This window comes from Flavobacterium segetis (genome assembly GCF_900129575.1).
Classification (GTDB): domain Bacteria; phylum Bacteroidota; class Bacteroidia; order Flavobacteriales; family Flavobacteriaceae; genus Flavobacterium; species Flavobacterium segetis.
The window spans coordinates 24,960-46,655 of sequence record NZ_FQWE01000003.1 but is presented as its reverse complement, the minus strand read 5'-3'; the positions used below and the strand labels follow the sequence as shown (position 1 = coordinate 46,655).

The following is a 21,696-nucleotide window of genomic DNA, read 5'->3' as shown; positions in this document are numbered from 1 at the left end:
AAACTATCTTTAATTTAAAAATAAGCGCGCAATTGTACATTTCCAGTATGGATGGCTTGGCTAGTTTCACTTTTCCTACCTTGATAATTAAAATTAATATCTAAGAACTGCGTAATATTTTTTTGCAAAAGTAGTTTCCAAGTCAAGTTTTGTCCTGTTTGCAGTCCTTCCAGCATTTGAAAACCCACAGCTGAAAATTCATTTCCACTAAATTTATTCTGGTAATAAGAAATTTCGCTATTCATAGTAAATTTTTTTTCACTAGCATAAGCAAAGGCAGTTCCAAAACGATTTTGAGTTAGTTCTTCGAAAATTCCTATTTGATTATTTTTATTTTGAAGTTCATAAAAAATATCCCAGCTCGTATTTTTTGAAAATAAATAGGTAATCTTTGGAGCAAGTTGAAATCCTGTAATCTCATAATTTTTTTCGGGAAAATTTTCTGATTTTATTGTGGTTTGAATTGTTTTGGTAAAAAAACCAAATAGCCAACTCTTCCTATATAAATGTGCATATTGCAACTGATTTGAACTATTTGTAGCTTGTTGCGAACCAATAGAAAGTAGATTTTTAGTATTATTTTTTAAATAGGTGTAGGTAACTGAATGATCCTGTTTGCCTCGATTGTAAAACAAGCTGTTTCGTAAACTTGAGTTTAGCCCTAGCACATTTTCATTCGAATTACTAAAAGGATTCAAATCAAAAGTAGTTCCATCACTGCGATTTTTTCTATCAATGATAAAAGCTGTTTGATTGTAGAAGTAAGAAATAAGTTTTTTTAATCCTTTTTCATTTTGCCATTGATTTGGATTAAAAGTTATTGATTGTGAGAATTTATTTTGAAGTGTTTTGATATAAATCCTATTGGGTAAAAATACACGTATAAATTTTGCCTGATCAATAAATGGAGCTATTTCAAATTCTTGTAATTCCTGAATGCCATTACTATTATAATCATTCCATGTATAAACTCCTTGTCCTACAGGAACCTCTAAATATGAAAATTCTTGTTGTGGTATACTTCCTGAATTTGTTTCATAAACGGTAGTATTTTGAATTAATTGATTAAAAAAACGGTCAGTGTAAACAATTCTTGAATTCAACGAAGATTCTTTTTTTCTAGTGGGATCTTCAAAATCTAATATTCTGTAGTTGGCATACAGTGATAAATCACTTTTATTGTTTTGAATCAATTTAGACTTTAATTGAAAAGACTGCGAAGCATTGACCCTTTTAATAATTCCATTTTGTAAACTATCATTAGTTCGTTTTAAAAAACCTAACTCTACAAAAACTTTTGTACTGTCCCCACGGCCGGTATAAATACCATATTCAGTAAATTTTTGGCTTAAAGCCGAAAATTGATTTGTCGCTTTATTCTTTTCCTGATTGTTTTCTAAGCGCATCGTAGAGCCAATCCAATTTTTATTAAAATGAAAACGAAGTCGAGATTGATTTCTTAAAAACTGAGAGGAGAATTCAGAACTTTCACTTTTTAAAAAACTTCCTTGATTTAAAAAACTCCATTTTTTAAGCTGAAATAATCCATCCAAAATATGTCTATTTCCCGAAAAATTTTCTGAAAAATCAAGTTTTTCAAATTGATACAAAATTTTGCCTTGATTTTGTGAATTGATTTTTGGATTTAGATCTAATTGTAATCCTGAGATTAGCAAACTCTGATTGCCAATACCTGCTGTGCCTAAATTCCAATCTCTATCAAATTCAATGGTATACAACCGCTCAATGGCTTGAAAATTCTTTTGAATGTATTGATAATTAGTAAAAGCATCTAATTTCCATTTTTTAGAAAAGATACGCTGTTTTGCATTTATTTTTGTCGCTAAACCTTTATTATTGTCATCATTAATTGTCGAAAATAAGTTTTTATCATTGTTGCTTATTCCTATTTCAAAATCGACTGCTGTTTTATCGCCAGGTTTGTATTTCCCTAAAAATGTAGCAACTTGAATTTTGGTAGGTGCAATAAGTGGAATAATAGGCTCGTAATTTCCTTGCGGAATTCCATTTACGGGCTCTATATATTGATAAACTCGAGTTATGTTTGTTGAATTTGTGATAATATAATTTCCAGCGTTAGCACCTACTAAAGTAAATCTAACATTAAATAGTTCATCTAGTTTGTCATTCGAAAACTCATAAATTTCAACGCCATTGAAAATGGTTTTTTTATAGAGAACTTTGTTTTCAGAGTACGTGTCTGAATAAGCGGAAGGAGCAACCATCAAGTTCGAATTATCCCCTGCTTCAACTAAAATTTGAGCTTGCTCCGCCGAAAGGTTTTGCTGTAAAGGTTGGTTTTTTTGATCATTTTCTGAATAAACATAGGCTCCAAAGCTCCAAGACTTATTTTCGTGAGTGGCACCGGCATAAGTTACAAAACGCGTGTAATTTCTATCAGAATATTGATATTCAATTGCAATACGCATTTCAGAAGTTATTGTAAAAAGTGGTGTAAAAATAATTTCGCCCGCATTATAATCTATTGTATAATCGTTGTTTTCTCCTCTTTTTAATAATAGTCCATTCACATAAACGCGCTCTGATCCTGAAATGACTAATACATAAAGCTCTCCATTTTGTCCTTTTAATTTATAAGGACCTTGATTTCCCTCTTGTCCTACAATATTACTTTTAGCATATTGACCGCGAACTAGCGATGCTGACGCAAATACATTGGTTTTATTAGTCTCAGAACCAAAGTTGAAACTAGTGGATAAGCCTTGCACTTTTTTATTAAAGTTAAGGAATTGTGATTTTCGATTTTCTAAGAAAATATCTCCAGCTCGTATATTCCATTCATTACTAAATAATTCCATAAAAACATTGTCAAACTGATCTAGTTTTTGAGAATATCCGCCATCTTGTAGTGGAATATTACTATCTTGAATGGAAGCTCTTAAGCTTACTTTTTCGGAAATTTTTCCTGTGATTTGTAAATCTAAATTAGAATTTAGCACCGCATTTTGATTATTTCCAATCGTAATTCCACGCGTGATACTTCCTGAAGTGTTAAGCCCATCAAATGGCACATTTAATTTCGATTTTGGATTTTCAACGGCATATAGATTTCCTAATCCTGATGGATTTTCGATTACTCTACTTGGATCGTAAATTCGGTATTCTTTAGTCAATAATTCAGGGAAATTTAAGTACTCGACAGTTATTGAATCTGAACTTATAGTAGTTTCGCTATTAAAAATTAAAGTTCCTTTCTTAAAATTAATTTTAAATTGGGAACTGTCGATCGGCTGGCCGTTGGCATCAAATAATTTAAAAAAACTAGGATTGATACTTCCTTTTTCAATATAAAGAGTATCTCGAGAAAGAAACATTTTTTTAGATTTATACAACAAATTAATTTCCTGTGCCTGTAGCCCAGAAAAACAACTTATGGCAATCCAAAAAAGTAGTTTTTTAAACATAAATACATTAACTCAAAAGTATCAAAAGTAGTATTTATAATTGGTAATTTGAAAAGGGTAAATTTAGTTGAAGAGTTTAGTGAACTTTTAAATAAGGAAGATCTCTGATTTTCTATTTTTCAATATAAGACAAATTACAACAATTTAAAGAATAATAAGTCTTTTTAAAAAAACTTGCGCTTACAACTCTTTAACTTTAAAATAATGTTGTAATTTAATTTATAAAAAACATCTGATTGGCTAAATCCGAAAAATTCCCGGTAAGCACAAGGAAACCTTAAAAGTTTAAAAAAAAGTTGATAAAGACATTAAAGTAGTAACTTTTTGAAAAATATTCGTGTTATGACCATTACAGCCTTACAAAAAAAAAGAGTCTAAAAAACATAACTTCGATTAACGATAAAGCTGTCTTTGAGAAAATCAATCAAATTATTGACAAGAATTTAAAAGTTCATATTCTGTTGGAATTTGAACTGGCTAAATTGAAACAAACTAACTAGGCTTTGAAAAACGGAGGTATTGCTACTCAAGTACAGATGGATAAGTATATTTTATAAATACGAAGGGAGAGTTAAGTTGTTCTTTAACAGCTTATTGAATTTAAACTACTATTTTGAAAGATGTAAAAGTAAAGAGTATAGTAAGCGTCTTTTTAGGGATTGTAAACTCAAACTACAAACTACAAATTATATGTTTTACAATCGCTTCACATCAAAAAACAGTTTTACATTATTTATTTTAATTTACGTTAAATCAAGTTGCTGTATTTTTAGTAATTAACATTATTAATATCTTAGTAAAATTTGAAATTGGTGATCGTCCCAATCCAAAACGCATTCAGGTGATGGTAAAATAATCTCGCCAAATCACTTTTTATTTTCTAAAAAAATTCAGAAAATTGACGTGCATAAAAACATAACAACGTAATTTTAAAGATTTTTGTTTTACTTGACCGAAATCTCTATTAAATATTTAGAATTTAATAGTTCATTCTTTTTCTTTTCTCTATTTAATACTATAAGCAAGAAAAACTATTTTAATTTCTCTTTTAATTTCATTCTTTCGTAATCACCTGCATCGTTTCTCGACTCAATTGTTTTAATAAAACAATTTTATTCCCTTCCACTGTTTGTGCAGCATTTTCATCGAAATGTCTGATGGTATATAAAGTTACATTCTCATTATACTCCACTTTGAATTTTTTAGATAAAAGAGCTTTCAAATCATTGAAATTTCCAAATTTATCCTCTACACAAACCGAAAAACTAATAGCTGAGTTCTGAATTAAGTTTACTTTAAGTTTAAACTGGTGAAACAAAGCAAAAATTTCGCTAATGTTCTCTTCCATTATAAATGAAAAATCAATAGAGGATAGCGAAATTAAAAGTTGGTTTCTCTTTACAATAAAACAAGGTAAGTAAGGCTCTAAATCGGCTCCTCTAGAGACGCTAGTTCCTTTTAGTAAGGGATTTATAAATGACTTTACAAACAAAGGAATTTCCTTTTTTTGTAAAGGTTGCAAAGTTTTTGGGTGAATTACTGTTGCACCATAAAATGCAAGTTCAATTGCTTCACGATAGGATATTTGATTGAGCAAACTCGCATTTTCGAAGTACCTAGGATCTGCATTCATGACTCCCGGAACGTCTTTCCAAATGGTTACACTCTCAGCATTTAGACAATAAGCAAAAATAGCGGCAGTATAATCAGATCCTTCTCGGCCCAAGGTGGTTGTAAAGTTGTTTTCATCAGAGCCTAAGAAACCTTGGGTAACGTTAAGCATTTTTCTTTTAATGTTTTTGGAAATATTTCTCTGCGTCATTTCCCAATTCACCTCTGCATCTCTATAGTTAGCATCTGTTTTTATAAAATTTCGTACATCTAACCATTGTGTTTTTGTTCCCATGAAATTCATGAAATGGCTCAATATTGTTGTTGAAATTAATTCTCCAAAACTGACTATTTGATCATAAACAAAATTATAGTTAGGTGATTTATTATGTATCAAAAAATATTCTAGATCGCCAAAGTGTGAATTAACAGCCTCAAAAACTTCTTTTTTATCGTCCTCAAATAAATCTATTAGGATTTGGTTGTGATATTTTTTTACTTCTTGAACAGAGGAATTTAATTCTGGAGATTTATCGAAATAATTTTGGATAACAAGTTCAAGTGCGTTTGTAGTTTTGCCCATTGCTGAAACCACTAACAAAACATCTTCATAACCTACTTTTTGTAAAACGTCATATACGTTTTTAATTCCCGCAGCATCTTTTACTGACGCACCACCAAATTTAAATACTCTCATAATTATATTGATTCCAACATTTTAAGTTCTAATATTCTAAATTCTAACCTCTAACTTTCAATTTATTTTCAACAAAATTGTTTATTCCTTCCTCATCCATCTGAACAACCATCCAATCATCGAGAACTCTAGCTCCTGATTTTTTATAAAATTCAATTGCAGGAGTATTCCAATTTAGGACATTCCATTCTACTCGTCGAACTCCATCTTTTTTCCCTTGTTTTATAATTTCAGAATATAAAGCGTAACCCATACCTGTGCCACGCATACTTTCCTTAACCACTAAATCTTCCAGATGAATCGTTCTTCCTTTCCAAGTTGAAAAACGATAATAGTATAAAGCGATTCCTACTATTTCTTTATTACTGGAAGCACTTTCAATTTCTGCAACTAGAACCTGAAATAAAGGATTTGTCCCAAAACCATCACGAACTAAATCAGCTTCTGTGACAAGAACAGCACTTGGCTCTTTTTCAAATTCAGCTAATTCTTGGATAAGTCCTAAAACCGCTTTCATATCCTCTTTTTCACCTTTTCTGATATTCATGATTCTTTGTTTTATTGATTATTATTGATGAATGTTCTGTTTTTGATTTAAAAATAGATCATTTTTTCAAGCAAATATACAATACGGTTAAACTAAGTAAATATTATTCATTTCATTTTCACAAAAAAACCGATATTTGTTACTTCAAATTAACTACAACGATTTCGCAATGAAAGAACGCAACACAACGCTAGGTGAATTTATCATCGAAAACCAAAATGCTTTTCAATATTCCTCGGGAGAATTATCTCGAATTATCAATTCCATACGTTTGGCTGCGAAGGTTGTCAACTATAAAGTTAATAAGGCTGGATTAGTTGATATTGTGGGTGCTGCAGGTGAGCAAAATATACAAGGTGAAGACCAGCAAAAATTAGATGTTTATGCCAATGAAGTTTTTATTTCAACTTTGATTAACAGAGAAATTGTGTGTGGTATTGCTTCAGAGGAAAATGATGATTTTATTACCGTAGCCGGTAGCGATAAAAGTCATAATAATAAATATGTTGTGCTAATGGATCCCCTTGATGGCTCTTCAAATATTGATGTAAATGTCTCTGTAGGAACAATTTTTTCAGTTTATAGAAGAATTACTCCAATAGGAACTCCAGTTACAATTGAAGATTTTTTACAGCCAGGAATCAATCAAGTGGCGGCAGGATATGTAATTTACGGTACATCAACTATGATCGTGTACACAACTGGGCATGGCGTGAACGGATTTACTTTAAACCCTGCGATTGGTACTTTTTATTTGTCACATCCTAATATGCAATTCTCTAAAGATGGTCCAATTTATTCTATCAATGAAGGGAATTATGTTCATTTTCCACAAGGTGTCAAGGATTACATTAAATATTGTCAAACCGAAGAAGAAGATAGGCCGTATACTTCTCGTTATATAGGAAGTTTAGTTTCGGATATTCATAGAAATATGATTAAAGGTGGAATTTATATTTATCCTACTAGTTCTAAAGCGCCAAAAGGGAAATTACGTTTATTATATGAATGTAATCCAATGGCTTTTATTGTAGAGCAGGCAGGCGGAAAGGCTTCGGATGGTTTTGGAAGTATCATGGAAATAACTCCAACGGAATTGCATCAACGTGTTCCTTTTTTCTGCGGAAGTTATAATATGGTTGAAAAAGCGGAAGATTTTATGATGAAAGCCAAATTATCTAAGTATTAGACAGAAATTAATTTTTGACAGACTTCCTTTTTATTTGTTGTTAAAGCAAAATGATCTAAATTTTATAATCACGCTAGTAGATTTATCTTAGCGAACTTTAAAAACACAATTATTTAGATGTCAAATTTAGCTAACGCATCTTAAAAAAATTACGATAAAAAAGGATTTATTATTGAAATTATTACTTTTATGTCTCCCATTTTGTCTTTTTAAAAACAAATTTACTAATCATTTAGAGAGGCGATTTTTTCGGCTTCTTTTTATTGAAAAACAATGATATCACCTAAAAAAAAATCACTACTTTGGCGACCTTAAACGAGATTGCTTTAAAATAGTAACAAGATGAAGGCTAAGAAAATTGTGGTTTTAATAATTAGTTTGTTTTTATTTTCGTGCAATAAAAATAAAGAAAGTGTTACGTTTTCTAAAAAAAAAATCCAAGCGGGTGTAGCGATAACTTTTGATGATACTTATGTAGATCAATGGTATAACGTTGATAAGCTTCTGGGTAAATACAATTGGAAGGCAACCTTTTTTATTTCACAATTTAACAGTCTCTCGTATGAACAATTAAATAAGCTAAAGAGATTAAAAAACAAAGGAAATGAAATTGGAGGACATGGATGGATTCATTTAAAAGCAGCCACTTTTGAAAAAAATAATGGCAAAATGAGTTATTTAGACGAGGAGATTCTCCCCATGATAGAGTCAATGAGACAAAAATCATTCCCAGTCCATTCTTTTGCTTATCCTTATGGCTCTAGAGATTCACTTACAGATACTATTTTATTACATGAATTTAATATTATTAGGGGAACCACTTATGGTCATGAACCACCAAATTTGCAAAAGTGTTATTTTGATGATAATAGTCGAGTTTTATATGGATTAGGCATAGATAATAATTACCCACAATTTAGTATTCCATACTTTTTATCCTTACTCAAATATGCTAAAGAGAATAATAAAGTTGTAATTTTCTATGCACACAAACCTGTTTTGAAAGCCACCGCAAAATATGAAACTGAATACAAAACTCTTATAGAGATTTCTAAATATGTTCAGGCTAATAACATGAAATTTTATACTGTTTCTGAACTATATTTGAAAGAAATGAGTAAAATTTGATTACAGGTTCTGCATTATTTTAGAAATAGACATGAAGCTAGTCCGAGTTAATAAATTATAGTCTAATGAGAGATACGATAAATAAAATTATAGGTTTTATAAATCTTCATTCTGGAGAAGAAGATAGAAATAAAGTGTTAGAAAATGTAAAAGCTAACATTTCGTTTAGAGGTTCTAATCTTTGGATATTAGCTTGTGCTATAGTGGTCGCATCGATTGGATTGAATGTTAATTCAACCGCAGTAGTTATTGGAGCAATGCTTATTTCACCCTTAATGGGACCTATTGTAGGTGCTGGATTTGGTTTAGGAATTTACGATTTCGAGCTACTTAAAAGAGCACTTAAAAACCTGTTGATTGCAACAATTGTAGGATTGTCTGTTTCAACATTTTATTTTTATTTAAGTCCATTTAAAGAAACACAATCAGAGATCTTGTCTCGAACCTCTCCTAATATTTATGATATTTTTATTGCTTTTTTTGGAGGGCTGGTTGGAGTAATTGCCATCACAAGAGTTGAAAAAGGAAATCCTATTCCAGGTGTGGCAATCGCTACAGCTTTAATGCCGCCTTTATGCACGGCCGGTTATGGTTTAGCGGTGGGCAATTTTAGTTATTTTTTTGGAGCGATCTACTTATATTGTATCAACTGCGTTTTTATTTGTATTGCAACCTTTTTAATAGTCAAATATTTAAAATATAAGCCAGTAAAGCAAGTTGATGAACAGCGTGCAAAAAAGGTTAGGTATGCCATGACATCATTAATCTTAGTGATGATTATTCCCAGTATATATTTTGCATACATATTAATCGAAGAAAAAAAGTTCAATCAAAAAATTGAGCGATTTATAACCAATGAGTTTACCAATAAAGGATATACAATTCTATATAAAAAAATTGTAACAAATGCCATTCCTAAGAAAATCGAACTTGTTTTTTTGACTAAGAAAACAACTAATAATGAGTTAAAAATCCTTAACCAAAGATTAAAGAATTATGGAATAGCAAATACGCAATTGAGGATAAGACAAGACACCACTGATATCAAAAAATACATTTCAAATCAAATTAATTTTGAAAAATCAATTTTAAATAAAAAGGACGTTCTAATTGCTAACTTAGGAAAACAAATAAAAAGTAATACGTACAATAACTCTGCTATTTTAGCCGAAGCCAAAATTATTTTTCCTGAAATTGAGAACTTATCAATCTCAAATCACGTATTTGATGAAAATACAGATAATGCCAAGATTGTTCCAGTAATGGTGTACAAAAGCAAAAAAGAGCTTTCTAAAGAGTCTAAAGTAAAATTAGTTTTATGGTTGCAACAAAGGCTTTCAAAAGAAAAAATCGAAATTTATCGACAAGCTTAAAAGTTAGTTTTTAGTGATTTCTCTAAAAACAGCTTCAAGATTTTTGCTTTTTTGATTCAATTGTAGTGTTTTTAATCCATTTGTAGTAGCAAAATCGAAAACAACTGGACGCATGTCCCTATCAGCTAGAAATGTTAACTCCCAAATCATGTCATGAGTATTCTTGTATGAAGTAAGGTTTTCGATTTTAGCAATTACTTGTTCTTCAATTTTATAATCAAATTCTACTTCTATTACTTGTTCTTTATCGGCAGAAATTAATTTATCTAATTTTTTATCAGCAACAATTTTACCGTTGTTAATGATAATCACGCGATCGCAAATTGCTTCAACCTCTTGCATGATGTGAGTGGAGAGAAAAATAGTTTTGTTTTTTCCAGCATCTTTAATCACATTTCGTATTTCGATTAATTGGTTCGGATCTAAACCAGTGGTTGGTTCATCTAGAATTAAAACATCAGGATTGTGTAATAAAGCATTAGCTAGTCCTACCCTTTGACGATAGCCTTTTGATAGTTGTCCAATCTTTTTGTGACTTTCATTTGATAGACCAGTTAGTTGAATTACTTCTTCAATTCGGGATTTTGCTACTTTATATACGTCAGCATTAAAAGCTAAATATTCCCGCACGTACAAATCTAAATAGAGCGGATTGTGTTCCGGTAAATAGCCAATAGACAGTTGAACAGCCTTTTGATTCCCGCTAACATCATATCCGTTTACAACTGCGGAACCCTCATCAGCATCAATATAAGTTGTTAGTATTTTCATCAAAGTAGATTTTCCAGCACCATTTGGACCTAAAAAACCAACGATTTCTCCTTTATTTACAGAGAATGAAATGTTATCAAGCGCTTTTTGATCACCATAACTTTTTGATATATTCTTTACTTCTATTGACATGATCTATTTATTTGTTACAAAAGTAAACAGAAAAATAATTGATTTGGTGTATCGATGACTGCCATTTATCTGATTTTCATTTTTAATTGTTATTGAGATTATGAATAGTTGTCTAAATATTTAGTTTAAAATTGTAATTTGCAGCGTCAAAGAATTATTAAACGATTGTAAATTATAAAATAATCACGCTATAAGTTTAGCATCAAATTATATTTATTTGAATTACATATTCTAACAAAACAAATATTATTTAAACATGAAAAATAAAAGTCTATTAATTTTTCTTTTTATTGGGTTTTTTGTCCAAGCGCAAAAGAGTGTAAAAATTGATAAAAAAGAAGTTATACGAATTGAAACAGAACTCGCTTCAGATAAAATGGAGGGAAGAGCTACTTTTTCATCAGGAATTGAACTAGCATCGGACTTTATTGCCAATGAATTTAAAAAGATAAATCTTAGCTATTATGATGATTTAAATAATTATCGTCAGGAATTTGATGTAAGGGGTCAAGCAGCTAATAATGTCATAGGTATTATACCGGGCAGGTCAAAACCAGACGAATTCGTTATATTTTCGGCTCATTATGACCATTTAGGAATGGAAAAAGAAGGCTTAGATAAAATCTATAATGGTGCTAATGACGATGCTTCGGGAACAACAGCCGTTATCGCGCTAGCTAAATATTTTAAAGAATTAAACAACAATGCACGAACTATTATTTTTGTCGCTTTTACTGGTGAAGAAATTGGCGGATATGGATCGAAATTTTTCTCAGAGAAAATGAATCCAGACAAAGTTATTGCAATGTTTAACATTGAAATGATAGGAACAGATAGTAAGTGGGGTAAAAACTCAGCGTATATTACAGGATTTGAAAAAACAGACTTTGGTACTATTTTACAACAAAATTTAAAGGGAACAAACTTCAATTTCTATCAAGATCCCTATCCTGAGCAGCAACTTTTTTACCGTTCAGACAATGCAAGATTAGCAGCTCAAGGAGTTCCCGCTCATACCATCTCTACATCAAAAATGGATGTGGAGGCTAATTATCATAAATTAAGTGATGAGGTTTCGACCTTAGATCTTGATAATATGACCGAGATTATAAAAGCAATTGCTATTAGTTCCCAAACGATAGTTAATGGTGTCGATACGCCGTCAAGAGTGAAAAAGAAATAATTAATCTTTTAATCGAGTGTGTAACACTTAATAAAATTATTACTAAATGTTTTTACTTCGATTTTTTACCTCAATTTTAATAATATGATAAAACTATAGCCGTTTTATCAAGAATTCTTTTTTTGTTTAAAAAAAAGCTAATTTTTTTTTCGAAGCAGGAGAAATAATTGATACATTCGCACAGTGTTTAATACAAACAAGCAGTACAATGTTAAGTAACCGATTTTATTTTAGCAATTCTTATTATTTTTTCTGGAAACAGGATAGGGATTGTCGTATGGTTATTTAATTAAAAATTAAATTGATAATTATAATATACAATCCCGATGTGAATCGGGATTTTTTTTTGCCTAATCTTAAAAAAAAATGATTAATAAAGTAGCAATTCAAGGTATAAAGGGATCTTTTCATCATCAGGTCGCACAAGAATATTATGAACAAAACGTGATTGTTGATGAGTGCTTGTCTTTTGAGGAATTAGTAGACAGCCTATTATCTGGTAAATCAGATCAAGCGGTGATGGCAATTGAAAATTCAATTGCTGGACCCATTATTCCAAATTACGCATTAATTGATAAAAATAATTTACATATTATTGGGGAGCATTACTTGCAAATTCATCAAAATTTAATGGCTTTGAGAGGTCAAAGAATACAAGATATTGTAGAGGTACATTCCCATCCAATGGCTATTTTACAATGTATGGATTTTTTAAAGAAATATCCATATATTAAACTAGTAGAGGATAAAGATACTGCTGAGACGGCACGTAGAATTCAACAAAATCAGCTCAAGGGAATAGCAGCGATTGCCAGTATAACCGCCTCGGAAATGTATGATTTAGATATTTTGGCTCCAGAAATTCAAACGATCAAAAATAACATGACCCGTTTTGTTATCATCAAAAAAGAAAATTCATTCGTTGTCGAAAATGAAATACAAAGAGCTTCAATCAAATTTGAATTGGACCATAAGCGCGGCAGTTTAGCGGCAGTTTTAAATGTAATGAGTGATTGTAAATTGAATTTGACAAAAATCCAGTCCTTGCCTAAAATAGATACACCGTGGAAATATTCTTTTTTTGTGGACGTTACTTTTGATAAATATGAGGATTACGCTAAAGCAAAATCTTTATTAGTAATTATGGCGGAATACTTTAAGGTTTTAGGAGAATATAAAAACACAAAATAAACTTTCTAGCCCAAATCTAGGAAATATAAATACCGTTGATTTAATAAAAACAGGCACATAAAAATGATAACAACAGCTAAACGTTTAGATACAATTGAAGAATATTATTTCTCCTCTAAATTAAGAGAAGTAAGACAACTTGCCGCTGAAGGTAAACCAATAATAAATATGGGAATTGGAAGTCCTGATTTATTGCCATCACAAGCTGTTGTTGATGCGGTGAGTTTAGCAATGAGCGATCCCAATGCACATCAATATCAGAGTTATCAAGGTCTCCCTGAATTGCGTGAAGGAATTGCTAATTTTTATAAAAAAAATTATAATGTTGCTTTGATTCCCGCTGTTGAAATATTACCATTGATGGGTTCGAAGGAAGGAATTATGCATATTTCACTGGCTTTTTTAAATGAAGGAGACCATGTACTAATCCCAAATCCTGGCTATCCTACATATACATCAGTAACAAATTTAGTAGGAGCGATTCCTGTATTTTACAATTTAACAGAACACACCAATTGGGAGCCTGATTTTGAAGCCTTAGAAAAATTAGATTTATCAAAGGTTAAAATTATGTGGATTGGTTATCCGCACATGCCAACAGGGGCAAGGGGAAGTTTAGAGTTGTTTTCAAAGTTAGTGGCTTTTGCTAAAAAGCATCATATTTTATTAGTTAACGATAACCCCTATAGTTTTGTGTTGAATGATAACCCAATCAGTTTGTTGCAAGTGGATGGAGCTAAGGACGTTGCTTTAGAATTAAATTCATTGAGTAAAACTTTCAATATGGCAGGTTGGAGAGTTGGGATGGTATTAGGAAATGCTACTTGTATTGATGCCGTTTTAAAAGTAAAAAGCAATATGGATAGCGGAATGTTCTTTGGCATTCAAAAAGGTGCAATTGAAGCTCTAAAAAGTGAAACTTCATGGTTTGAAGAGATGAATGTAATTTATAAAAAACGCAGAGTTTTAACGGAACAATTAGCAGAAAAATTGGGTTGCAAAGTTTATAAAGAAGGAGTAGGATTATTTGTCTGGGCAAAATTACCAAAGGGAATTACATCGGCAGAAAAATTCATTGATGAAATATTACACGAAAAATCAATTTTTATTACGCCCGGAACTATTTTTGGTAGTAATGGAGAAGGATACGTTCGATTTGCGTTGTGTGTAAAAGAAGAAAAAATTGATGAGGCGATCAGTCGTTGTACTTAGAGATACAATTCATCACGTCTCGTATTTAAACGGCTTGTAACAAGCACAGGACAATAGGTTAATTGTAATTGTTTTTAAGAAAGTAAACGTTTTAAAAAACGAGATTGCCTAGCCCTGATAGTAGTGAAAATCCTGTTATGTCCGCCGCGGCTGACATAAAAGATTGTAACGGATAGCAGGAAGCAGCTCCTAGAAACAATTAAGACAAATTATGAAAATTAGAACATGAAAGTATACGTAATAGGAATAGGATTAATAGGTGGTTCAATGGCATTAGACATTAAATCGTTACAACCTGAAGCTACGATTTTTGGGATCGATGCGGATGAAAGTCATTTGGCTCAGGCAATCGCGCTTGGTGTCGTTGAAGCGGCAGCGACTTTTGAGGATTTGGGCGATGCTGATTTTGTGATTGTTTCAGTTCCAGTAGATGTGGCTTTGATTATTTTACCAAAAGTTTTAGATTCGATTGGCGAACAAACAGTTGTATTTGAAGTGGGTTCAACTAAAATGCCTATTTGTGAAGCAGTTGTAAACCATGCTAAAAGAAGAAATTTTATAGCCACGCACCCTATTGCAGGTACAGAGTTCTCAGGGCCATCAGCGGCAATTACAGGGTTGTTTCAAGGTAAAACAAATATTATTTGCGAGGTTGAAAAAACAACTTTCAAATTACAAGAAAAAGCGCTGGATTTATTCAAGCAAATGGGGATGAGAATCAGATACATGGATCCGAAATCACACGATAAACACATTGCTTATGTGTCGCATTTGTCACATATTTCTGCTTTTATGTTGGGTAAAACCGTAATTCAAAAAGAGAAACATGAGCAAGATATATTTGACATGGCTGGCTCAGGTTTTGAAAGTACCGTACGATTAGCTAAAAGTTCGCCTGCAATGTGGACGCCTATTTTTAAACAGAATAGAAAACAAGTGGTAAAAACACTTGAGGAATATATTTCTAATCTAACACATTTTAAAGATTTGCTCGTAAATGAGGATTATGATGCGATATTCGAAGAGATGGAAAGTGTGAATAGGATAAAAGAAATATTAAACGGGATGATTTCTCAAATCCCAAATAAAGAATCGATTAGAAAATAAAACTTGACTTAATAAAAAAATAAATAATTATAAAAAATGGAGAATAAGAAAGAAATGAGAAACTGGTTAAATGAGTTTAATTTAACACATCCACTTGTTATAGCAGGACCTTGCAGTGCTGAAACAGAAGAGCAAGTATTAAAAATAGCTCATGAATTAAAAGATTCAGATGTAAGTATATTTAGAGCTGGTATCTGGAAACCACGTACTCGACCAGGAGGATTTGAAGGAGTAGGAGAAATAGGGTTGAAATGGCTTAAAAAAGCGAAGGAACAAACGGGACTATTGATGGGTACCGAAGTAGCCAATGCTGCTCACGTAAAATTAGCATTAGAATATGACATTGATGTTTTATGGATTGGGGCTAGAACGACAGTAAATCCTTTTGCAGTGCAGGAAATTGCAGATGCACTTGCAGGAACTAAGAAAATTGTTTTGGTTAAAAACCCTGTAAACCCAGATTTATCATTATGGTTAGGTGGCGTTGAAAGATTACACAATGCTGGAATCGAGAAACTAGGAGTAATTCACAGGGGCTTCTCAACTTATGAGAAAACAAAATATAGGAATATTCCAGAATGGCAAATTGCTATCGAATTACAAAATAAATTTCCTGATTTACCGCTAATCATCGATCCGTCTCATATTACTGGTGATCGCAAAATGATACTTGAAGTGACCCAAGAAGCTTTGGATCTAAATTATGACGGTATGATTATAGAAACGCATATTGATCCGGATAATGCATGGAGCGATGCAGCACAACAGGTAACACCAGATGCGTTGAAACAAATTTTTATTGATTTAAAAGTTAGAAAGTTAGATGATGTGTCAGATGAATTTACTCATAAAATGAAAAAATTGAGAGCAAACATCGATGTTTTAGACGCTACTTTAGTAGAGCTGCTAGGTAAAAGGATGAAAGTAGCAGACGAAATAGGTCATGTCAAAAAAGAGGCAAATGTTGCAGTATTGCAAAACAATCGTTGGAATGAAATATTAGGGAAAATGATTTTGGATGGGGAGAAAAAAGGACTGTCAGAAGAATTTGTTCTTCGATTATTTAAAGCGATTCACCAAGAAAGTATCAGTCATCAAGACAAAATATTAAATGATTAAAATAATTCAAAATTAGAGATTTTAAAAATCCCAAAGCGCTACGTTTTGGGATTTTTCTATTTTAAGGAATTGTTGTAAAATCATCAGTCTAAAATCAGTATTCCTAAATCATAAATCCTCTATCTTTGCAAATTACTAGGTTTGCATTATAAATCTAAAATTGTTAATCTTCAATCATTAATCCTCTATGACAGGACTCGTTTATAAATCTACAGGAAGTTGGTACACCGTAAAATCTGAACAAGGGGATTTTATAGAATGCCGCATGAAAGGGAAATTCCGAATCAAAGGTATAAAAAGCACGAATCCTATTGCTGTGGGCGATATTGTTGATTATGAACTAGAAGAATCCTCAGATACAGTCACTGGAACCATTCATAATATACAGGAGAGAAAGAACTACATTGTACGTAAGTCAGTAAATTTATCGCATCAAATGCATATAATTGCTTCTAATATTGATCGTGTTTTTCTATTGATTACGATCAATAATCCACCTACGACTTTCAATTTTATAGATCGTTTTCTAGTAACTGCCGAAGCGTATGGAATAGAAACAATTCTAGTTTTTAATAAAATCGATACTTTTGATGAGGCCACGCTTGACGAACAATTATACATGCAACATGTTTATCAAGAAATAGGTTATAAGTGTTTAAGAGTTTCTTCGACTGAAATGAAAGGTATAGAAGAGCTCAAAGAATTGATGATTGGTAAAGTGAGCATGTTTTCGGGACACTCCGGTGTTGGAAAATCAACATTGGTAAATGCAATGGAACCTACACTACATTTAAAAACTAAGACTATTTCAGAAGCTAGTAAACAAGGGCAGCATACAACAACGTTTGCTGAAATGTATGATTTATCTTTTGATGCCAAAATTATAGATACACCCGGAATCAAAGGGTTTGGGATTGTAGATATGGAAAAAGAAGAAATCAGTGGTTACTTTCCTGAGTTTTTTAAATTAAAAGAACAATGTAAATTCAATAACTGCTTACATAAAGACGAACCTCACTGCGCAATAAAAGCAGCTTTGGAAAGAGATGAAATTGCTTGGTCACGCTACAGAAGTTACCTTAAGATCCTAGAAGGTGATGATGAAAATTACCGCACTGATATTCACAATGAAGACCGAATTATTAGTGATAAAACGAGGGAGTAAATGTGTGGAAAGTTGCAATGTCGAAAATCGAGAGTCAGCGGTAACTAGACGGTTAAGATAGTTTTACGATTTTTGACCTTATTCCTTTAAAACCTTAAGACTAATTAATGAAAGTTGTTATACAAAGAGTTTCTCAAGCCTCCGTTACTGTTGAAAACAATGTAATTGCTAAAATCCAAAAAGGATTACTTGTTTTAATTGGTATTGAAGATACCGATAATCAGGAAGATATTGACTGGCTTTGTCAAAAAATTTCTAATCTAAGGATTTTTGGAGATGAGAAACAAGTAATGAATCTATCCGTTAAAGATATTGGTGGCGAAATTTTAGTTGTCAGCCAATTTACGCTACATGCTTTAACCAAAAAAGGCAATCGCCCTTCCTACATCAAAGCATCAAAACCTGAAATTGCCGTACCACTTTATAAGAAATTTATTGAAAAATTAGAGTTTAATTTAGATAAAAAAGTGCAAGTAGGAGTTTTTGGCGCTGATATGAAAGTAGAATTAGTCAATGATGGGCCAGTAACTATTGTGATAGATAGTAAAAATAAAGAGTAAAACAAGAGTATACTAATTAGTGACATTGTGAATCACACGTTGTGGAAACGGGATACCGATATTGTTCTCTCTAAAAGCTTTGAAAAGGGCTATACGATAATCGCTTTTAATTTTTTCAATTCTAAATATTTCATCTGACCAAAAGAAAATAGAAAAATCTAGAGAAGAATCTCCAAAATTTTTAAAGCGAACAAAAGCTTCGGGTTCTTTTTTTATTTGATCAAAATTTGACGTGAGATTAAGCATAATAGCAATGACTTGATCTACATCAGAGCTATAATCTACTCCAACGGAGATTTCAAAACGGGCATTGGTTCCGCTGTGTGTCCAATTAATTAAATGATTTCTTGTCAAGTCAGTATTAGGTAAAATAATACTAGTATCTTCTCTTGTATAAACAGTGGTGGTTCGCAAGTTTATTTGTTCTACAGTGCAAATTAAGCCATTTATTTCAAGGATGTCTCCAACTCTAATAGTCGAGTCTATTAAAATTATTATTCCGGAAATATAATCGCTAAACAAATTTTGCATTCCAAGTCCAAATCCAACTAAAAGTGCTGCAGATCCTGCTAAAAGTACAGAGATGTTGAAACCAACAACATTTAATCCATAAATAAAAGAAAAAATAATTATTACATATTTAGTGAGCGTATAGATAGAGAATTTTTTAGCCTCGTCAAACCTTCTGGTTTTATATATACTAAGACGCACCAGTTTTAAAATAACTGCAATTATTATAAAAATCACAACAATTTTTACAATAGTCGCTACATTCAGTGTGAAGCCATCAAAAGTGAAAATCTTGTATTTTAAAATTTCTTTCATATCAATTACATTATTAATCGAACACCGCCTAAATCAGCGACGCGATAGGAAAATTTATCTCCAGGTGAACCTATGAACATGAAGTTCTTTGGTATTTTCCATTTTTCGGACAGTGCAGTTATTAACTCAGGACCAAAAACACCTTCGATCTCTATAAATTCAATATGTATTTCAGGATAAGCACGGTCTAAAACTTCTAAATCTATCTTCAATTTCTGATTTGAATGCGACTCCTGAATTACATTTACAATTTTAAGTTTTTTAGTGGTTTCATTGTTTTGGACGTACTGCATAACTTTATTAAGAATTGCAACATCATCTCCCTTCGTAAAAAAAACAAATTCTTGAGAATTAATTTTAGTGTGTAATTTATTCAAAAACAGACTGCTTGTTACAACAAATTTACGCAACGGATTATAGAAATATTCCATTGCTTTAATGATAAATTCAATGATGATTAATCTATTTAACATGATAAAAATAAATAGTAGTGCTGGAGTCAAATATTTCAAAAAGGTAAAAAAAGATTTTTCATTCAAAATATAGTTCCCAGTAAAAGCAATAATAATTAAAGAAATAGCTACAATCACTGATATGCCCTTTGCTTTTTCTGGCCGAGGCAGTTTTTTTCGTTTAAACTTTAATAATAAATTTCCAATTCCAAACAATGCCATTACAGCAAGAAATGAAAAAGTATACACACCCGCTAAAGACTCTAAATTTCCTTTGGTAACAAATAATACAGAAACGCATAAAATTAAAAAGCTAATTATAATTCTATAATTAGAACCACTTTTATTCTCTTTCAAAAAATAATTAGGTAAGATACGATCTAAGGTCATTCTTTTTAAAAGTCCAGTTACACCAACAAATGAGGTCAAAACAGCACCACATAGAACTAGTACAGCATCAATCGATATTAGCCATGAAAGCCAATTTCCCCCTGCGGTGTGTCCTAAGAAAGCTAAGAGTGATTCCTTATGGTCTCCTAATTGCGCAATAGGAATGATGGCAATTAGTAACAAAGCAATCACAGGATTAAAGAAAGTTACAATCACCCACATATTCCGTAATGTTTTTGGAAAAACTCCCACTTGCTGTTCCTCCACAAAATTTGCAGAACTTTCAAATCCTGAAATTCCTAGCATAGCAACTGAAAAACCTAAAAATAAAGTATATAACAAACTATGCGTAGTTAACGGGATTGCCCAATTGAGGTGAAAAGTTTGTAAACCATTAAAAACAACAAATAAAATGGAGGTGGTAACTAATAAAACTAGAGAAATTAAGTGAAAAATAAAGATGCCAACTGCGACTTTAGCCGATTCGCCAATTCCTATGATTGCTAAAATGGTAAAGGACACTAAAACAAAAATTGTTGCAATAGGAATCGAAATTGAATCAATGATATTATGTAGATAATGCATTGCTTCTGATGCTGATATAACTGCAGTTGCCATATACGAAAGCACTGTTAGAACAGCTGCAACCGAGGCCATCCTTTTAGACGAGGTATTTAGTAAAACATTATAGGCGCCACCATTTAATGGTAATGCACCAACTACCTCACCATATATTTTTCTAAATAAGAATAAAACAACTCCAACAAATAGTAGCGAAATCCATGCATATTGACCTGCAAAACCTATTGTTAATGCAGATACATATAAACAAGATGAGCTAATGTCGTTGCCACATATTGCGGTAGATTCTAACTGATTTAATTTTTTATGGGGAGTTTTTGTCATTGTCTACGGATACTTAGCAACTGTCTTTTTTTAAGCCTGTATAGCTTTAATGGTGAAGAAACCATTTGAAATTTTATATAATTTTGCATTTCTTTATACTCAAAGATAAAATAAACTGATTAAAATCGCAATTTTTAATTCCTTACCTTTTAGATTAATTAGGAACTTAAATGTTTTTAAATATAATTTTTTGGAGATATAATTGTCAGTGAACAGTAGAAATAGTTTTAAAAAGGCAGTAAACAGACTTTTACCAATTGTATATTTGTCTAAAATTATAGCAATGGATTTAAAAAATGCACAACTCGACGTAGATACATGGATTAGAGAGCACGGCGTTCGGTACTTTAATGAACTTACAAATATGGCACAACTTACAGAGGAAGTAGGTGAAGTGGCTAGAATTATTGCTCGTCGCTACGGAGAACAATCCGAGAAAAAAAGTGATAAAGACAAAGATCTTGGTGAGGAACTAGCAGATGTAGTTTTTGTGGTTTTATGCTTAGCAAATCAAACAGGAATTGATATGCAAGCCGCTTTTGATAAAAAGATGGATTTTAAATCAATTAGAGATAAAGATCGTCACAAAAACAACGAAAAACTAAAATAATTTGCAATCGATAAATTATGAATTGCAAAGGAGGAATGTTAAATTGCAAAGCTGAATTACAGTAATTATAATTTAAGCATTT

17 protein-coding genes are annotated in these 21,696 nt (G+C 31.6%); 11 read left to right on the top strand and 6 right to left on the bottom strand.

From position 1 onward, the window contains the following. Positions 1-14 precede the first annotated feature (14 nt). The 3 genes from BUA99_RS04530 to BUA99_RS04520 form a co-directional block, all read right to left on the bottom strand. A complete protein-coding gene (locus BUA99_RS04530; protein WP_072988880.1) occupies positions 15-3,446 on the bottom strand; it encodes a hypothetical protein in 3,432 nt (1,143 codons plus the stop codon). Between the two features lie 1,054 nt (positions 3,447-4,500). Next, positions 4,501-5,754, bottom strand: a complete 1,254-nt coding sequence (locus BUA99_RS04525; RefSeq protein ID WP_072988878.1) for an aspartate kinase — start codon at positions 5,752-5,754, stop codon at positions 4,501-4,503. A 43-nt stretch (positions 5,755-5,797) separates the two neighbouring features. Next, positions 5,798-6,301, bottom strand: coding sequence for a GNAT family N-acetyltransferase (locus tag BUA99_RS04520; protein ID WP_072988875.1), 504 nt, complete (start codon positions 6,299-6,301; stop codon positions 5,798-5,800). Positions 6,302-6,470: 169 nt separating this feature from the next. On the opposite strand from BUA99_RS04520, the gene fbp reads away from it, so the two are divergent. The 3 genes from fbp (at position 6,471) to BUA99_RS04505 (ending at position 9,991) form a co-directional block, all read left to right on the top strand. Beyond that, a complete protein-coding gene (fbp, locus tag BUA99_RS04515; RefSeq protein WP_072988873.1) occupies positions 6,471-7,490 on the top strand; it encodes a class 1 fructose-bisphosphatase in 1,020 nt (339 codons plus the stop codon). A 342-nt stretch (positions 7,491-7,832) separates the two neighbouring features. Continuing rightward, the gene (locus BUA99_RS04510; RefSeq protein ID WP_072988870.1) at positions 7,833-8,618 is read left to right on the top strand and encodes a polysaccharide deacetylase family protein; all 786 of its coding nucleotides are present in this window, start codon (positions 7,833-7,835) and stop codon (positions 8,616-8,618) included. 65 nt (positions 8,619-8,683) lie between these two features. Further along, positions 8,684-9,991 carry a TIGR00341 family protein gene (locus BUA99_RS04505; protein WP_143151714.1) on the top strand — a complete coding sequence of 436 codons (1,308 nt, stop codon included), beginning with the start codon at positions 8,684-8,686 and terminating at the stop codon, positions 9,989-9,991. A 3-nt stretch (positions 9,992-9,994) separates the two neighbouring features. Here BUA99_RS04505 and gldA read toward each other — a convergent pair whose 3' ends face one another. Continuing rightward, positions 9,995-10,894 (bottom strand): gliding motility-associated ABC transporter ATP-binding subunit GldA, encoded by a 900-nt coding sequence (gene gldA / locus BUA99_RS04500; RefSeq protein WP_072988867.1) that lies wholly within the window; start codon positions 10,892-10,894, stop codon positions 9,995-9,997. A gap of 256 nt (positions 10,895-11,150) precedes the next feature. Between gldA and BUA99_RS04495 the strand changes: the two genes are divergently transcribed. From BUA99_RS04495 to dtd, 7 genes are all read left to right on the top strand, one after another. Continuing rightward, on the top strand, positions 11,151-12,077 hold the full coding sequence (locus tag BUA99_RS04495) for a M20/M25/M40 family metallo-hydrolase (RefSeq protein WP_072988864.1): 927 nt from the start codon (positions 11,151-11,153) through the stop codon (positions 12,075-12,077). A gap of 366 nt (positions 12,078-12,443) precedes the next feature. Then, a complete protein-coding gene (locus BUA99_RS04490) occupies positions 12,444-13,268 on the top strand; it encodes a prephenate dehydratase (protein WP_072988861.1) in 825 nt (274 codons plus the stop codon). A gap of 63 nt (positions 13,269-13,331) precedes the next feature. After that, positions 13,332-14,480 (top strand): aminotransferase class I/II-fold pyridoxal phosphate-dependent enzyme, encoded by a 1,149-nt coding sequence (locus tag BUA99_RS04485; protein WP_072988859.1) that lies wholly within the window; start codon positions 13,332-13,334, stop codon positions 14,478-14,480. Between the two features lie 225 nt (positions 14,481-14,705). Beyond that, a complete protein-coding gene (locus tag BUA99_RS04480) occupies positions 14,706-15,587 on the top strand; it encodes a prephenate dehydrogenase (RefSeq protein ID WP_072988856.1) in 882 nt (293 codons plus the stop codon). 36 nt (positions 15,588-15,623) lie between these two features. Continuing rightward, positions 15,624-16,706 (top strand): bifunctional 3-deoxy-7-phosphoheptulonate synthase/chorismate mutase type II, encoded by a 1,083-nt coding sequence (locus BUA99_RS04475; protein WP_072988854.1) that lies wholly within the window; start codon positions 15,624-15,626, stop codon positions 16,704-16,706. 187 nt (positions 16,707-16,893) lie between these two features. Beyond that, entirely contained in the window at positions 16,894-17,871 is a 978-nt protein-coding gene (gene rsgA, locus BUA99_RS04470; RefSeq protein WP_072988852.1) for a ribosome small subunit-dependent GTPase A, read from the top strand. 107 nt (positions 17,872-17,978) lie between these two features. Beyond that, positions 17,979-18,431: a D-aminoacyl-tRNA deacylase gene (gene dtd / locus BUA99_RS04465; protein ID WP_072988850.1), complete on the top strand. Its 453-nt coding sequence runs from the start codon at positions 17,979-17,981 to the stop codon at positions 18,429-18,431. Positions 18,432-18,443: 12 nt separating this feature from the next. On the opposite strand, the gene BUA99_RS04460 is transcribed toward dtd, so the two are convergent. Together BUA99_RS04460 and BUA99_RS04455 are read right to left on the bottom strand one after the other, a co-directional pair. Next, a complete protein-coding gene (locus tag BUA99_RS04460) occupies positions 18,444-19,256 on the bottom strand; it encodes a mechanosensitive ion channel family protein (protein WP_072988847.1) in 813 nt (270 codons plus the stop codon). Between the two features lie 5 nt (positions 19,257-19,261). Next, positions 19,262-21,004 (bottom strand): APC family permease, encoded by a 1,743-nt coding sequence (locus tag BUA99_RS04455; protein ID WP_072988843.1) that lies wholly within the window; start codon positions 21,002-21,004, stop codon positions 19,262-19,264. Between the two features lie 283 nt (positions 21,005-21,287). On the opposite strand from BUA99_RS04455, the gene BUA99_RS04450 reads away from it, so the two are divergent. Beyond that, positions 21,288-21,614 (top strand): nucleotide pyrophosphohydrolase, encoded by a 327-nt coding sequence (locus tag BUA99_RS04450; protein WP_072989690.1) that lies wholly within the window; start codon positions 21,288-21,290, stop codon positions 21,612-21,614. Positions 21,615-21,696: the final 82 nt, after the last annotated feature.